This window comes from Methylibium sp. Root1272 (assembly GCF_001425905.1).
Lineage (GTDB): Bacteria > Pseudomonadota > Gammaproteobacteria > Burkholderiales > Burkholderiaceae_C > Methylibium.
The window spans coordinates 279974-295126 of record NZ_LMDY01000001.1; the positions used below are offsets into that span (position 1 = coordinate 279974).

Genomic DNA, 15153 nt, shown 5'->3' on the forward strand with positions numbered 1-15153 from the left:
GGCCGCTCTAGCCGGACACCCCGATCTCGATCGCGCCGAAGCGGCCGTAATCGGCCACGACGCGGTCGCCAGGCTGCACCTCCAGCGGCACCATGCAGGTCCCGCACGAGGCCCAGTCGCCCGCTCGCAGGCCGATGCCGAGCGAGCACAGTTCGTTGGCCAGCCAGGTGAGCGCGGTGCGCGGATCGCCGAGCAGGGCGCGCCCTTCGCCGCGGCGCGTGTAGCGCACGCTGCCATCGCTCCCGTGGACCGTGGCCTGCACGCCATGCGCTGCCAGATCGGCCGTGCGCCACGCCGACGGCGCCACCGCCGGCCCGAACGCGAAGCGGCCGCAGCAGGCATCGTCGGCAATCAACTGGGCCTTGCCGGCGCGAGCGAAGTCGGCGAAGCGCGAATCGGGCAACTCGAAAGCCGGGTGCAGCGACGCGACGGCCGCCATCACTTCATCGACGGCGTACGGCGTGGCGCGCGGCGGCAGCGCAGAGCCCATGCGGAACGCGAACTCGGGCTCGACCACCCGCATGTGGTTGCCCGCGAGCGACAGCGTCGCGCCGATCGGGTAGACGAAGCTGCTCAGGATGCGCCCCGGCAGCGGGCCATCGACCTGGATGTGCGCCTGCCCGGCCGCGCTGGTGGCCGCGATCTTCCAGCCGACCACCGGCCGACCGGCCACCTCCGCCAGCGCGGCCTGGATCGCATGGCCGGCGACGGCGTCGCCGGGGCGCAGCGCAGCGGGCAAGGCGTCGATGACGGTGCCCGACTGGCGGCAGGTCCAGAGCAAATAGGCGGCGTCGTGGGCGCTGCAGGGCATGGGGGTTCCTGGGGATAACGCCAGGATGTTGCCAGAGGGGTGGGCGGGCACGGAAGGCCACTGTTGGAGGTCAGATGTCGGCCAGTTGCAGTCTGTGGCCAAGGGCAGCTAACCGGCATCGCACCGAGTCGTCTCGGTCCCGATAACGCCAACTGGTCAGCTGGCGGCGCTCGAGTGATCACACCCGGCTCGCGGTCACTTGGGCAGCTTCGTCGACCCAACGCGCGAGTGGCGTAATCGGGAGCCGCATGGGACCTAGAATCCAGGGCTGGAAGACCTGCGGGTTCAAGTCCCGCCTCGCCCACCGACGTCCTCGCGCCTACCGCCGCCGTCACCTCCACGAGCACCAGCCATGATCGACTTGCTTGGCTTCCTGTACGAGATCGGCAAGGACCTCAAGGAGCATCACGAGTGGAAGGAAGAAGACAAGCTGGTCGATCTACCGTGGGTTCAGAAGTCGGGCTTTGACAAATCTGCGGAGGCCAACGGGTACAAGCTCTGTTGGTCGCGGCCGGATCGCATCGAGAGCCTCAAGCTCGACGGGTATGAGGTGATGTTCGAGCTCGACAGATCGGCCCGCACACGTCGCAGGCTGGTCGCGCGCGACGGCTTGGTTCTGGTGGGAAAGAAGACGTGAAGCGCGACTGGGATGTGATCCGTGAAGTGCTGATCGAAGTAGAGGCACTGTCCGAGCAGGAGCGCAATACGTTCGGCTACGGCCTCGGTGACGAGCGCGCTGGCGACGACCCCGCTAAGAGCGAGCATGCTCTGTTGCTGTGGAAGGCCGGCTTCATCGAGGCAATTGAAGCGGGCACGTTGTCGGGGCCGGCGATCATGTCGCCCGAGTTGACTTGGAAGGGGCACGACCTGCTCGACACGTTGCGCAGTAGGGCAGTGTGGGAGCGCATCAAGACGACCGCCAAGGAGAAGGGCATCGAGTTGACGTTCGATGCGGTGAAGGCCATCGGCAAGGTCGCGCTGGACTACGTGCTCAAGCAGGGCGCGCAATAGTTGACCTGAAGCGCGTTGCACTTGCAGGCCCCGCCGGGCTACCGAGCCCTACCCGTCGATCGTTGGCGCGCTGGGGCGGACTGCTCCGCGGCTGCTCAGGGCGATTCCTGCTGATCACCAGCGGCGCAGCCGTGCAGGCGCCGGCTGTCACTTGCCGCGCGCTCGATCAATCTCGAGCTGGATAACTCGGTCTACAGCCATTGCAAGCTGGTCGAGCACGTACTCTGTTCGGTCTAGCGTCGCGTCCGCTTCGGCGAATACGTCGAAGACCTTGAGGCGGTCCGACGGATTCCGGAGCACGTCGGGAATGCGGCGGACGCGATCGATCACCGAACTATCAAGAGCTTTGTCGAGCCCACGTGGTGGCGGAGGATAGGCGACCTCGCGACTTAGCCTCTTCAGGGTGAACGTCTGCGCGGCGGCAATGACGGCATCAGGCGTCTTCTCGACACGCGTCTCGTCAACCAGAAACTCGATCGTCTGATCCAGGGCTTCAATGCGTTCTTCGAGGTTCTCGGCCAAAGCAGCATGCACGGCCTCGGTATCAACATCGGCAGCGCCCCGAATCTCAGCCAGAACCCGTTCCATCTCGCGTTCTTCCCATAGCGCAGATGGGCTGCGAATGCCGAAGCGTTCATTGAGCCACGAGAAGTCCTGCTTCGAGTTGTACCCCGCGGAGCCCAGCTTGAGCGTTCGGACGAGGTCACAAACAAGGTGAATCTGGATCGCGACGGTTGTGCGAAGAATGCCGGGCCTCACACGGCCTCCGTGGTAGCTCTCGTTCCTGTATCGATGAATGTGAGACAGCACAGACGCAACAGTCGGCGCGAGTACGCAGCGCTCGGACGCGAACGTGAGCTTCTCGTTGAAGTATCTGGCGACCCTGGACGCGTCGGCGGCCGTAAGGAATGTCTCCACGAAAAGGTCGGCGAAATGCGGGTGATCCGTGGGGATACCTGCTTCGACAGCGCGGTTCTTGATCTGCCGCTGCATGCCCTCGTGCGCTAGCCGATCTTCGATCCAGCGGTCGAGAAGAACCTCCGTGCAGTTGTCCAACAGGAGGAGTGCCGTCCGCAGCCTTGGTACTGCGCCAGCACGAAGCATCTTCGCCGCTTCGTCGGCTTGAAAGAGAACGAACTGAAGTCGGAGCATGGTGCCTCGTTTCGCCAACGTAATGCGCCCAACCATCGTGGCGGTAAGCAAGTTTCGCCGCCTGTGCCCGGTTCCCCAGTTCGCGGTCGGGCACAGCTGTGCCCTCGCGCTTGCCGGCTGCTTGCAGGGCCGCTACCGCACTGCTTCCTTGCTCGAGTGCCAGCAGTAAGAAATCCCGGCCAACTGGTAATCCGCCAAGAGAGCGTGCTGGCGACAAGCAGCTTTTGGAGTCCCTAGCTGCATCGCTCTCGCCTGCATCCGGCCCCCTGCACCTGCGACAGCGCACACCTGGGTCAAGCCGGATGTGTGAGGCTGGCAAGTTGTAGGCGGCGAGAATGGCGCTGGCACGCGATGCAAGGATGAGCCATGCAAGCTGAAGTTCAACATCTTTCACTGTCGGCAGATGCGCTGCGCGCGCTCGAGCCACGGAGGCGCTACGTGTTTGCCTTAGTCGGGCATATTTTCAATGAGCTGATGCTGTTGCAGAAGTGGATCCACATCAGTCGCAGAGCGCCCGGTCGTCCTGGGCCGCAGGAAGACGCGGCGGTTGGCGTGACGCTGTTTCTGGTTCGCCTGCTTTCCGCGAAGGTCTACGAGGCATTGCATGAAGATGCCTTGCGAAAGGCGTCGGTCAATGAGGTGCTGCGTACCGACTACTTCGGCAAAGTGGACGGGCTAAACCAAAGATGGGACGAGGTGCTGGCGCAGCATGACGGGCTCGAATGGCTCGGCTGGATTCGCAACAAGGGCGGCTTCCACTATATGAACGCCAACCAATGGGCTCCGGGCCTGGAAGACTCAATGTGCGAGGACGCCTACATCTGGACGGGCAGGCGATACGGCGACACGTACTTCCACTGGGCGGAGATGACCGCCGCTCTGCCAGCGATGCGTCACGTCAATGCGGATGAGCCCTTCAAGGGGCTTGAGCAAATGGTGGAAGACTTGGGCCGACTGCTAAGCGGCGTGACCGATTGCCTCGCGCTCGGCTTGCGAGCCTTCATGACGACGAGCGGAGTTGGCGACAAGCTCATGGACGCGACACGCTTTGAGGCCCCAATGCTTGAGCCTCTGGCGTTGCACTACTTCTTTGCCGACGCACGCTTGGGCGGCTAGGGTTAAGCGGAGGCTACGACAGTGCCCAGTCCGGGAACTGGCTGGAGGCAGCGCAGATTGTTCCCGCCTGTTTGGTGTCCGGCCGACCGCTTTGCGGCACCGGGATCAGAGCAGCGGATGTCTCTTCAGGGTCGAACGCGGTCATTCGACATCTGGGGCAGAACGACAGCTTCAGCTTTCAGGCGAGGACCGCCGAGACGGGTCACCACTTGCCCGCCCCGTCCGCGCATACCGAGTCGGCGGCATCCCCACATGCCTGCCGAAGGCCACACTGAAGCTGCTGGTGGAGCCGTAGCCCACGCGCTCGGCCACGTCTGACACCGCCAAACGGTGATCGCGGAGCAACAGCTCCTTGGCGATCTCCATGCGCCAGGCGAGCAGGTAGGCCATCGGTGCCAGGCCCACCGCGCGCGTGAAGCGCTCGTAGAACGCGGAACGGGACAGGGCCGCGGTCTTGGCCAGCTGGGCCACGCTCCAGGCGCGGTCCACACGGGCGTGCAGTTGCTTGAGTGCGCGCGCCAGTCGCTCGTCGCCCAGCCCGCGCAGCAGCCCGGGCGGTGCGCCCCCGGTCGCCGCCGAGCTGCGCATCGCTTCCACGAGCATCATCTCCACCAGCCGCGACCGAATGAACTCACCGCCGGGCTGCGGTGCCGCGGATTCCTCGCCCACCATCTGCACCAGCCGCGCCAGCCGGGTCGACCCCTGCACATGCACCACGCGTGGCAGCAGCGACACCAGCAGGCTGGCATCGGCCCCGTCGAACGCGAAGGCGCCGCCCAGCGAACGCATGTCCGGGCGGCCGCGTCGTTCGCCGTAGCGCAGTTCGCCCCTGGCGGCTGCGGCCTGTCGCGGGTCCAGGTGCACCGGCGACGCCGGCTCGTGGCTCGAGAGCGTGAAGCCGGGCGTGGTCGGCAGCAGGACGAAGTCGCCCGCCTGGATCGTGATCGGCGCATGCCCGTCCACGGCCAGCAGGCTGCTGCCTTCCAGCACGATGCAGAAGCTGGGCAGGCCGTACTCGGTGTAGCGCACGGCCCAGCGCCCCTTGCCGCTGATCAGGTTGGCCACCACGGCGCGCGGGCGCAGCAGCCGGACCACTTCGGACAGTGGATCGTTCATGACAGGACGATGGCTAAAAACATCAGGACGACAGGGCGTAGTTCGTCCTGAGATCGTGGCCTATCGTTCTCTCTGAGTCAACCAAACCCTGGAGTCGAATGATGATGATGAAGACGAAGACAGCATTGATCACCGGTTGTTCGTCCGGCTACGGCCTCGAGACCGCGCGCCATTTTCTTGCGCAGGGCTGGCGGGTGGTCGCCACGATGCGCACCCCGCGGGAGGTCGGCTTCCCCATGTCGAGCAAGCTGCAGGTCCTGGCGCTCGACGTGACCGAACCTCACAGCATCGCCCGTGCGCTGGATGCCTGCGGCCCGATCGACGTGGTGGTCAACAACGCCGGCATCGGCCTGTTCGGCGCGTTCGAGGCCACGCCCATGGCCACCGTGCGCGAGGTCTTCGAGACCAACACCTTCGGCGTGATGGCCCTGTGCCAGGCCGTCATCCCGCGTTTCCGTGCGCGCGGGGCGGGGACCATCGTCAACGTCACATCGAGCGCGGTGCTGGCCCCGATGCCGCTGGTGTCGGCCTACACCGCCAGCAAGACCGCCATCGAAGGGTTCACCGCCTCGCTCGCGCTTGAACTCCAGGCGTTCGGCATCCGGGTGAAGCTCGTCGAGCCCGGCTACGGCCCCATGACGCAGTTCGCGTCCAACGGGCAGACGCGCATGCAGGGGCTCGTCACCGAGCCCTATGCAACCTACGCGCAAGGCGTCTTCGCGCAGTTCGTCGGCGCCCCGCTGACCACCACGCCGGCCGACGTGGCCGAGGCCGTCTGGCAGGCGGCGAACGACGCCACGGGGCCGATGCGCTACCCGGCCGGGCCGGACGCGGTGGCGCTCGCAGCGGCCCGGTGACCGCATGCGTTTCCTGAACATCGATATATGAAAGGAATGTTTGTTGTGGCGCCACACGGCAAATAGGCTTCCGCTCTTCGGAGTGGGAGTCAAAACAATGATGGAAGAGGGCAGCAGCGTCGCGCGGCATCGGCGGCGTGCGCGGACGGAACACACAACGGCGGTGCGTGTGTGATGTCCCTCGAGATGTTCCTCACCGTCGCGTTGAACGGCCTGACGGTCGGCGCGCTCTACTTCATCGTGGCGTCGGGCTTCTCGCTCACCTTCGGCCTGATGCGCACGGTGAACATGGCGCACGGGTCGCTGTACCTGATCGGCGCCTACGCGGGCATCACCGTCTACAACCCGCTCTACGACGCGGGCCTGTCCTATGCGTGGGTGGTGGGCATGGGGGCCGGCATCCTGGCCGCCGCGGTGGCCGGCGTGCTGCTGCAGTGGGTTTTCCTCGGCTGGATGCAGGGCCAGGAGATGCGCCAGACGCTGGTGACGATCGGCCTGTCGATCATCGCGGCGGACCAGATCCTCGCGGTGTTCGGTGGTGACAGCCAACAGTTCTTCCCGCCCGACATTCTGTTCACCTCGACGCTGCTGCCCGGGGTGCAGGGCGGGAAGTACCCGACCTTCCGCCTGTTCCAGGCGGCGCTGGCGATCGGCGTGGCGCTGGCACTGTGGCTGCTGCTGCAGCGCACGCGGCTCGGAGCCGTCATCCGCGCCGGCGTCGACGACCGCGCCATGCTCACGGCCTGCGGCGTGAACGTGCCGCTGGTGGCGATCGCCGTGTTCGCACTGGGCGCCGCGTTGGCCGGGCTGGGCGGTGTGGTCGGTGGAACGGCGCAGCCCTTCGGCCAGGGCAAGGACGTGCAGTTCCTGCTGACCTCGCTGGTGGTGGTCATCGTGGGCGGGCTGGGCTCGATCGGCGGCACCGCCCTCGGTGCGGTGCTGGTGGGGCTGGCGGAGCAGTTCGGCCAGGCCCTGATCCCCACCTACTCGGTCATCCTCACCCTGCTGCTGATGGTCGGCGTGCTGGCCGTGCGACCGCAGGGCCTGCTGGGTCGCAAGCTGTGATGGCCGCGTCCTCCTCTCCGAACCCGCGTCGCGCGGCGGCTATTGCGACGGGCGCCGTGCTCGCGGCGCTGGCTTTCGCGCCGGCCGTGTTCCCCGAGTTCTGGCTCACCAACATCATCGACCGCGCGCTCATCTACGGAATCATCGCGCTGTCGCTGACCTTCCTGGCGCACTACGGCGGCTTCGTCTCGCTGGCGCAGATGGCCATCGCCGGCATCGCCGGCTACACCATCGCCATCACGGTGCCCGAGGCCATCCCGGCCAACCGACTGGGCCTGTCGCTGTCCTATGCGGCGGCGGTGCCGCTCGCGCTGCTGGCGTCGACCGTGGCCGGCCTGATCGTCGGCGCCATCGCGGTGCGCACCCGCGAGATCTACCTGCTGATGATCACGCTGGCGACCGCGGTGAGCTTCTATTACGGCGTGCAGACCAACCTGGAATACCTGAACGGCTACGAAGGCATCCGCAACGTGCTCGGGCCGCAGATCCTGGGCCTGCCGTTCCGCGACCCGCAGGTCTTCCATGCCGTGACGCTGGCTACCGCCGCGCTGCTGTACGGCGCAGTGCTGTACGTGGTGGGCAGCCCCTTCGGCCTGGTGCTGCAGGGCATCCGCGACAACGCCCGACGCATGTCCGCGCTGGGCTACCACGTGGCGCTGCACCGCATCGCCGCGTTCGGCGTGGCCGGCCTGATCGCCGGCTGCGGCGGCATCCTCAGCACCATCTACAACATCGGCATCTCGCCCGGGCAGGTGTCCACGCACGCCACGATCAGCATCCTGATCATGGCGGTCATAGGCGGCCTCGGCCATCCGGTCGGCGCCTTCCTCGGCGCGCTGATCTTCACGCTGGTCGACACCTTTTCCGCGTCGATCTACGACCGCGACCGCTTCAACACCCTGATCGGCTTCGTGTTCCTGGTCATCGTGCTGGTCTCGCCCGACGGCGTGGTCGGACTGGTGGCGCGGGGTCGCGAGCTGGCGCAGCGGCTGGCCGCACTCGGCAGCACCGCGTGGAAGCACAGCGGCCACAAGCGGGAGGCGCTGGTATCGCCGGCCCATCCCTCCACCGATTCCTGATCGACAACAAACCGAGAGTACAGACATGAACAACTCACTCAATCGACGCCGCTTCCTGGGCGCCTCCGCCAGCCTGGCCGGCACCACGCTGTTCGCACCGCACGTGAAGGCCGACACGCCCATCCGCCTGGGCACTCTGGCTTCGCTGGAAGGGCCGCTGGCCACCAGCGGCCAGGATGCCTACCGCCTGGTGCAACTGCTGCTGGAGGAGGTGGACTACAAGATCGGTGGGCGCCGCATCGAGTGGATCCGCGAATCGTCGAACGCCCAGCCCGACATCGCGCTGGCGCGTACCCGCAAGCTGGTGGAACAGGACAAGGTCGACATCGTGCTCGGGCCGCTGTCGGGCGCCGAGGGCATTGCCGTGCGCGACTACGCTCGCACCGTCCCGAACCTCACCTTCATCAACGGCTCTTCGGCGGCGGCGGACACGACGCTGCGCAATCCTGCGCCCAACTTCTTCCGCTTCAACACCGACGGGACGCAGTGGGTGGCCGGCCTCGGCCGCTACGTCAAGGAAGTGCTGAAGCTCAACGAGATCACCGTGGTGGCGTCGGACTACGCCTTCACCTATGCGCAGGTGTTCGGCTTCAGCCTCGAGTACAGCAAGGCCGGCGGCAAGATCAACTACCTGTGGTCGCCGTTCGGCACCTCCGACTATTCGTCGCTGATCGCGCAGATCCCCAAGTCCTCGCATGGCCTGGCGGTGTTCTACGGCGGCTCGGACGGCCTGGCCTTCCTCACGCAGTACGCGCAGGCCGGCGGCGCGCTGCCGCTGGTGGGCGGCACCATCCTCGCCGACCAGACGTTGCTGTCGGCGCGCGGTCCGCATCGCCAGGTGTTGAACGGCATCGTGTCGGCCGGCCCCATCGGCGACTACTACGACAACCCGGCCTGGAAGGACTTCGTGGCGCGCTACCGCAAGCGCTGGCAGGGCCAGGGCGGCTTCCCGTCGCCGTCCAGCCTGGGCTTCGCCTACACGGTGAACCTGCAGGCCATCCTGCTCGCGCTCAAGGCGGTGGACGGTGACCTGACGGGCAACCAGGCGGCCTTCCGCAAGGCGCTGACCGGACTGGATTTCCGCAACCGCATCGATGCCCGTGTGCGCCTGGACCACAACCGCCAGGCCATCTCCGACAACTTCCTGAACAAGGTGGAAGAGAAGGAGGGCCGCCTGCAGACCGTGGTGTTCCGCAACGTGAGCGACGTCAACCAGACCCTGGGCATTCCGGAGAAGGACTACCTGGCGCTGGGCTCGCCGTCGCGCAACAACCCCGGCAACGTCGGCGCCTGAGCGCCGCGACGCGAAAGAGTCCACATGACAGCCTCTCCGCCTGCGATCACCCTCGATCGGGTCAGCCGCCGGTTCGGCGCCGTGCAGGCGGTGCAGGACGTCTCGCTCGAGGTGGCTACGGGCGAGCGGCGCGCCATCCTCGGCCCGAACGGCGCCGGCAAGACGACCCTGTTCAACCTGGTCTGCGGGGACTTCGCTCCGACCCGTGGCAAGGTCGTGCTGTTCGGCGAGGACATCACGCATTTGCCGGCCCACCAGCGCACCCGCGTCGGCATCGGCCGCACCTACCAGAACTCCTTGCTGCTCGACGGGCTCAGCGTGCGCGACAACCTCTATCTCGCGGTGCGCGGGGCACGCGCCGGACGCTTCTCGCTGCTGCGCTCGCGCAAGGGCGATGTCCATCGCGCGGCCGCCCGGGAAGTGGCCGAGCGCGTGCGTCTGGACCACCTGCTGGACCGCAAGGCGCGCGAGCTGTCGCACGGCCAGCGCCGGCAGCTCGAGGTCGGCATGGCGCTGGCCGGCAAGCCACGCCTGCTGATGCTCGACGAACCGGGTGCGGGCCTGTCGCCGGCCGAGCGGCCCGAACTGCTGCGCCTGCTGCAGGAACTGCCGAGGTCGCTGTCGCTGGTGCTGATCGAGCACGACATGGACATCGCGCTGCCGGTGGCCGACCGGGTGACGGTGATGAAGGACGGCGAAGTGGCGGTCGAGAGCACGCCCGACGTCGTCAGCGACCACCCGGTGGTGCGGGCCATCTACCTCGGCGGCGGCGCGAGAGGAGGCCACTGATGCTGTCCGTCCGCGACCTGAACGTCCACTACGGGCCGGCGCAGATCCTGCACGGCGTGTCGCTGACGATGGGGGACGCGCCGCTGGCGGTCGTCGGCCGCAACGGCATGGGCAAGACCACGCTGTGCCAGGCGATCATGGGACTGACCGACGCGAGCGCCGGCGAGATCCGTCTCGACGGCCGCCGTGTCGAAGGCCTGGGCGCGCGCCGCGTGGCGCGGTCGGGCATCGCCATCGTCCCGCAGGGCCGCCGGGTGTTCCCCTCGCTCAGCGTCGACGAGCACCTGTCGCTGGTCGCGCCGCGCCGCAAGGCGCAGTCCCCGTCGGCCGCGTGGACCCTCGATCGCGTGTACGAGAGCTTTCCGCGCCTGGCCGAGCGGCGCCGCAACGGCGGATCGCAACTGTCGGGCGGCGAGCAGCAGATGCTGGCGATCGCGCGCGCGCTGCTGATGAACCCGCGCCTGGTCATCATGGACGAGCCGTCGGAGGGCCTGGCGCCGGTGATCGTCGACCACCTGGTCGAGATCCTGCGCCACCTCGCCACCGACGGCATCGGCCTGCTGCTGATCGAGCAGAACCTGCGTGTCGCGACGGCGGTGGCGGATTCGGTGACCGTGATGGTCAACGGCCGTATCGCCGCCGTCCTGCCCGCCAGCCAGCTGCTCGAGGACGAGGCCCTGCAGAGCCGTTATCTGGGCATCGCCCGCAGCCACCACCACTGAGAAGAACCAACCGAAAGAAAGCGAAGGAGGACGAGATGAGCAACAACGACACCTGTTGGCAATCCAGCCTGGACGACGGACTCGGCCACCTGGAAACCTTCGGCAGCATCGCCCCCGGCACCCTGGCCGGCTACCGGCAGCTCCACGCTGCCGGTGCGGCAACCGACCACCTGGGCGCCAAGACCCGCGAGCTGATCTGCATCGCGGTCGCGGTGACCACGCGGTCGGAGCTGTGCATCCTCAACCACATCGCCAAGGCCCAGGTGCTGGGGGCGACGCGTGCCGAAGTGGCCGAGGCGCTGGGCGTGGCCGTGGCGATGAACGCCGGGGCCGCGATCACCTACGCCGGTCGTGCGATCGGCGCCTTCAACGAGTTCGCGGCCGACCCGCAGAAAGCCGTGGCGGAGAACCCCTGCGGTTGAGACCGCAGCGTCGCCCTAGGCCTTCGCGGCCGGCAGCGTGTCCGGCGCCGGCACGATGGACACGCCTTGCAGCCTCGCTGCCGCCTCCTGAGACTGCAGGGCGCGGCGGTAGGCGTCGCGAAGCTGCAGGCGCTCCCAGTAGGCCTTCACCGCGGGCGTGAAGCGCGGAGCGAGTCCGAGGTGCTGCGCCAGCAGCAGCGCATAGCCGACCGAGACATCCGCGGCCGTGAAGCGGCCGGCACACAGGTAATCCTCTTGGGTCAGCAGCGGCTCCAGCGTGCGCAGCCTGGCCAGGAACCACCTGGCATAGTCTTCCGCGACGACGGGCTGGCGCCGGTCTTCGGGCTCGAAGCGCGTGTAGCGCAGCACCAGCGTCTGCGGGAAGGTCAGCGTGGCCTCGCCGAAGTGCAGGTGGTTCAGGTAGGCGCCGTAGGCCGGATCGCCCGGCTCCACCGCCAATGGCGTGGTGCCGCTCACCGCACAAAGGTACTGGCAGATCGCGGCCGACTCGGTCATGCGCGTGCTGCCGTCGATCATCAGGGGCACCGTGCCCAGCGGGTTGAGGTCGAGGTAGGCGCGCGCGGTCACGCGGGGCGGAAACGGCAGCATCCGCAGCTCGTAGGGCAGCCCCAGTTCCTCCAGCATCCACAGCGGACGGAACGAGCGCGCGCTCATGCAGTGGTACAGCGTGATCATCGTGAGACTCGCTTGCTGATCGAGAGCCGATCGAGAGGTCTGGGGCTTCGGGTGGACGGCCGGCGTCGACGTTCAGGCCGTCTGCAATCCGCCCGGTGTCAGGCGCAGCACGCGGTCGGCGCGCGCCGCGGCGGCGGTGGAATGCGTGACCAGCACGCAGGCCGTACCCTCCTGCCGCACCTCGCTCGCCAGCAGGTCCATCACGCGCTCGGCGGTGCTGGGGTCGAGGTTGCCGGTCGGCTCGTCGGCCAGGATCAGCCGCGGACGGTGCACCACCGCGCGCGCGATCGCCACGCGCTGCAACTGGCCGCCCGACAGTTGTTGCGGCAGGCGCTCGCCCAGGCCGGCCAGCCCCACGGCGGCCAGCACCGACTGCACGCGCGCCGGGTCGGGCGCGCCCAGCAGCAGCAACGGCAGCGCCACGTTGTCGGCCACGCTCAGGTGCGGCAGCACGTGGAAGGCCTGGAATACGAAGCCGAGCTTCGCGCGCCGCAGCAGCGCCAGCGCGCGCTCGGGCAGGGCAGTCACGTCGTCGCCGTCCAGCAGCACGCGGCCGGCGTCCACCGTGTCCAGCCCGGCGATGGCGTTGAGGAGCGTCGACTTGCCGACGCCCGATTCGCCGAGCAGCGCGACGAACTCGCCCGCCTCGACGCGCAGCGACACATGCTCGAACACGGTGCTGTCGCCGTAGCGCTTGGTCAGGCCGTCGATGGCGAGCAGGCTCATGCCGCGGTCTCGCTCTCGTGAGCCAGCCGCCGCGCCAGCGCCACCACTTGTGCGGTGGCGTCGGCCGCGTCGCAGGCCACCGCGTGCCGCCATGGCATCGATCGCAGCCACGTGAGCTGGCGCTTGGCGAGCTGGCGCGTCGCGGCGGCACCTTGCTCCTGCAGCGTCTTCAAGTCGGGCGGGTCACCGGCGTCGAGTGCGGCCCAGGCCTGACGGTAGCCCACGCAGCGCATCGACGGCAGCTCGGCGTGCAGGTCGCCGCGCGCGCGCAGGCGGCGCACCTCGTCCAGCAGCCCGGCCTGCAGCATGGCCGCGAAGCGCTCGCCGATGCGGGCGTGCAGCCAGCCGCGATCGGTGGGCTCCAGCGAGATCAGCGCAGTGTGGGGCGGGGCGGCGGGGGCCAAGTCGAAGCGACCGCTGTGAAAGCTCGACAGCGGTTGGCCGGTGGCGCGCCACACCTCCAGCGCGCGCTGGACGCGCTGCGCATCGTTCGGCGCCAGCCGCGCGGCCGTGGCCGGGTCCACCGTGGCCAGCTCGGCGTGCAGTGCCGGCCAGCCGCGTTCGCGGGCCTGGGCGTCGAGCGCGGCGCGAAGGGCCGGGTCGGCCGGCGGGAGCGTGTCGATGCCGTCGAACAGCGCCTTGAAGTACAGCATCGTGCCGCCCACCAGCAGCGGCAGCCGCCCGCGGGCGCGGATCTCGCCCATCGCACGCCGCGCGTCGGCGACGAACTGCGCGGCCGAGTACGCCGCGCTGGGCTCGATCAGGTCGATCAGGTGGTGCGGCACGAGCGCGCGCTCGGCGGCGCTGGGCTTGGCGGTGCCGATGTCCATGCCGCGGTAGACCAGCGCGGAGTCGACGCTGATCACCTCGACCGGCAGCGCCGCAGCCAGCGCCAGTGCGGCGGCCGTCTTGCCGGCGGCGGTGGGGCCGGCCAGGCAGAGGGCCTCCAGCCCCGCGGGGGCGGGGGCCGCGCTCACAGGAAGGACTCGAAGGGCCCGAGGTAACGCCACTGCCCCGGCGGCAGCTCGCCCAGGCCCACGCGGCCGATGCGGATGCGCTTGAGCGTCACCACCTGCAGGCCTACCAGCTCGCACATGCGGCGGATCTGGCGTTTCTTGCCCTCGCGCAGCACCACGCGCAGCTGCTGCTCGTTCTGCCACGACACCTTGGCCGGCTTGAGCCGCTCGCCGTCGAGCTCGAGGCCGTGGCGCAGGCGCTCCAGCTGCTCGGCCGGGAAGGCCTCGTTCAGCGCGGTGACTTCCGGGTGTGCGGTCCACGAAACGCGCACCACGTACTCCTTCTCGACCTTGCTGTCCTCGCCAATCAGCTGCTTGGCGACGCGGCCGTCCTGCGTCAGCACCAGCAGGCCGGTGGAGTCGAGGTCCAGGCGGCCGGCGGGCACCAGGTGCTTCAGCTGGCTGGCATTGAAGCGCTGCTTGCTGCCGTCGTTCGCCCAGCGGTTGGCGGCGGTGACCAACGTGAAGGCCGGCGCATGGCCGTCCTCGGCCTGGCCGCTCACATAGCCCAGCGGCTTGTGCAGCAGGATGGTCACGCGCTGCGCCTGCTCCAGCTTCGCCTGCGGGTCGATGGCGATCTGCTGCTCGGGCCGCACGCGGGCGCCGAGCTGGTCGACCACCACGCCGTCGACGCGCACGTAGCCCTGTTCGATCCACTCGTCGGCCTCGCGGCGCGAGGCGAGGCCCAGCTCGCTCATGCGCTTGGAGAGGCGCGGGTTGAGCGCCTCGGTCGGCGCGCCGCTGGCGGCGCGGGCCGGGGCAGAGCGGGGCGGTGGGCGCTGTGACGGCCGGGCCGACGGGCGCGGCGCACCGCTATCGGCTGCGCGCGGCGGGCGGCGGTCGGTGCTCGGCCCGCGGGCCGGGTCGCGCGAGGCGGGGCGCTCGGAGGTGCGGTTCGGGTCACGCGGCGAGCGTTCGGCACCGGGCCGGCCGGGGTCGCGCGGGGGCCGGCCGGTCTCCGCGCGAGGTGCCGGGCGCGGTGTGTCGCGGCGTGGCGGCGGGCGCGGTGCGTCGCTGCGCGGTGTGTCGCTGCGCGGGCGGCCGGGCGCGGCGGGTGCAGTGCGGCCGCCGCGGGGCGGGGCGTCGGCCCGCTCGGGCCGCGGTGGGGGCGTGCTTTCCGCGCGCTGGCGGGCGCGCTCGGCCTCGGCCTGCGCCAGTGTCGGGCGCGCCGGCTTCACGCCGCCGCTGCGCAGCGGCGCGCGGCGTTCGGTCGCGGGGGAGGAGGGCGCGCCGGGCGCCGGCTTCTTGAGCTTGAGGGTGGCCATGTCGGTGTCGATTGGA

Annotated in this window: 17 protein-coding genes and 1 tRNA gene; 11 read left to right on the plus strand and 7 right to left on the minus strand. The window is 68.8% G+C overall.

Annotated elements, in window-relative coordinates:
- Window positions 1–7: 7 nt before the first annotated feature.
- Window positions 8–811 (minus strand): 2-keto-4-pentenoate hydratase, encoded by an 804-nt coding sequence (locus ASC67_RS01265; protein WP_056314503.1) that lies wholly within the window; start codon window positions 809–811, stop codon window positions 8–10.
- Between the two features lie 224 nt (window positions 812–1035).
- Between ASC67_RS01265 and ASC67_RS01270 the strand changes: the two genes are divergently transcribed.
- The 3 genes from ASC67_RS01270 (at window position 1036) to ASC67_RS01280 (ending at window position 1822) form a co-directional block, all read left to right on the plus strand.
- A tRNA-Leu gene (locus tag ASC67_RS01270) sits at window positions 1036–1115 on the plus strand.
- 48 nt (window positions 1116–1163) lie between these two features.
- A complete protein-coding gene (locus ASC67_RS01275; RefSeq protein WP_056314504.1) occupies window positions 1164–1448 on the plus strand; it encodes a hypothetical protein in 285 nt (94 codons plus the stop codon).
- Window positions 1445–1822: a DUF2513 domain-containing protein gene (locus tag ASC67_RS01280; RefSeq protein WP_056314505.1), complete on the plus strand. Its 378-nt coding sequence runs from the start codon at window positions 1445–1447 to the stop codon at window positions 1820–1822. Before ASC67_RS01275 ends, ASC67_RS01280 begins: the two co-directional genes overlap by 4 nt.
- Window positions 1823–1969: 147 nt before the next feature.
- Here ASC67_RS01280 and ASC67_RS01285 read toward each other — a convergent pair whose 3' ends face one another.
- Window positions 1970–2974: a hypothetical protein gene (locus ASC67_RS01285; RefSeq protein ID WP_056314506.1), complete on the minus strand. Its 1005-nt coding sequence runs from the start codon at window positions 2972–2974 to the stop codon at window positions 1970–1972.
- A gap of 366 nt (window positions 2975–3340) precedes the next feature.
- Between ASC67_RS01285 and ASC67_RS01290 the strand changes: the two genes are divergently transcribed.
- Window positions 3341–4090, plus strand: a complete 750-nt coding sequence (locus tag ASC67_RS01290) for a hypothetical protein (RefSeq protein ID WP_056314507.1) — start codon at window positions 3341–3343, stop codon at window positions 4088–4090.
- Window positions 4091–4261: 171 nt separating this feature from the next.
- Here ASC67_RS01290 and ASC67_RS01295 read toward each other — a convergent pair whose 3' ends face one another.
- On the minus strand, window positions 4262–5206 hold the full coding sequence (locus ASC67_RS01295; RefSeq protein ID WP_056314508.1) for an AraC family transcriptional regulator: 945 nt from the start codon (window positions 5204–5206) through the stop codon (window positions 4262–4264).
- A 107-nt stretch (window positions 5207–5313) separates the two neighbouring features.
- Here ASC67_RS01295 and ASC67_RS01300 point away from each other — a divergent pair, with 107 nt between their 5' ends.
- The 7 genes from ASC67_RS01300 to ASC67_RS01330 all read left to right on the plus strand — a co-directional run bounded on the left by ASC67_RS01300 (window position 5314) and on the right by ASC67_RS01330 (window position 11434).
- A complete protein-coding gene (locus ASC67_RS01300) occupies window positions 5314–6063 on the plus strand; it encodes an SDR family oxidoreductase (protein ID WP_056315092.1) in 750 nt (249 codons plus the stop codon).
- A gap of 174 nt (window positions 6064–6237) precedes the next feature.
- Complete coding sequence (locus tag ASC67_RS01305; RefSeq protein ID WP_056314509.1) at window positions 6238–7128, plus strand: branched-chain amino acid ABC transporter permease; 891 nt, start codon at window positions 6238–6240, stop codon at window positions 7126–7128.
- Window positions 7128–8207: a branched-chain amino acid ABC transporter permease gene (locus ASC67_RS01310; RefSeq protein WP_082535757.1), complete on the plus strand. Its 1080-nt coding sequence runs from the start codon at window positions 7128–7130 to the stop codon at window positions 8205–8207. The genes ASC67_RS01305 and ASC67_RS01310 overlap by 1 nt, the downstream gene beginning before the upstream one ends.
- 25 nt (window positions 8208–8232) lie before the next feature.
- A complete protein-coding gene (locus ASC67_RS01315) occupies window positions 8233–9501 on the plus strand; it encodes an ABC transporter substrate-binding protein (RefSeq protein ID WP_056314510.1) in 1269 nt (422 codons plus the stop codon).
- A gap of 24 nt (window positions 9502–9525) precedes the next feature.
- Window positions 9526–10290, plus strand: coding sequence for an ABC transporter ATP-binding protein (locus ASC67_RS01320; RefSeq protein ID WP_056314511.1), 765 nt, complete (start codon window positions 9526–9528; stop codon window positions 10288–10290).
- Window positions 10290–11012, plus strand: a complete 723-nt coding sequence (locus ASC67_RS01325; RefSeq protein WP_056314512.1) for an ABC transporter ATP-binding protein — start codon at window positions 10290–10292, stop codon at window positions 11010–11012. Before ASC67_RS01320 ends, ASC67_RS01325 begins: the two co-directional genes overlap by 1 nt.
- Window positions 11013–11047: 35 nt before the next feature.
- Window positions 11048–11434: a carboxymuconolactone decarboxylase family protein gene (locus ASC67_RS01330; RefSeq protein ID WP_082535758.1), complete on the plus strand. Its 387-nt coding sequence runs from the start codon at window positions 11048–11050 to the stop codon at window positions 11432–11434.
- A gap of 15 nt (window positions 11435–11449) precedes the next feature.
- Here ASC67_RS01330 and ASC67_RS01335 read toward each other — a convergent pair whose 3' ends face one another.
- From ASC67_RS01335 to ASC67_RS21225, 4 genes are all read right to left on the minus strand, one after another.
- Entirely contained in the window at window positions 11450–12130 is a 681-nt protein-coding gene (locus tag ASC67_RS01335; RefSeq protein ID WP_056314513.1) for a glutathione S-transferase family protein, read from the minus strand.
- A gap of 72 nt (window positions 12131–12202) precedes the next feature.
- Window positions 12203–12856, minus strand: coding sequence for an ABC transporter ATP-binding protein (locus ASC67_RS01340; protein WP_164481698.1), 654 nt, complete (start codon window positions 12854–12856; stop codon window positions 12203–12205).
- The gene (miaA, locus tag ASC67_RS01345; RefSeq protein WP_056314514.1) at window positions 12853–13833 is read right to left on the minus strand and encodes a tRNA (adenosine(37)-N6)-dimethylallyltransferase MiaA; all 981 of its coding nucleotides are present in this window, start codon (window positions 13831–13833) and stop codon (window positions 12853–12855) included. Before miaA ends, ASC67_RS01340 begins: the two co-directional genes overlap by 4 nt.
- Window positions 13830–15137, minus strand: coding sequence for a pseudouridine synthase (locus ASC67_RS21225; protein ID WP_056314515.1), 1308 nt, complete (start codon window positions 15135–15137; stop codon window positions 13830–13832). Before ASC67_RS21225 ends, miaA begins: the two co-directional genes overlap by 4 nt.
- Window positions 15138–15153 lie beyond the last annotated feature (16 nt).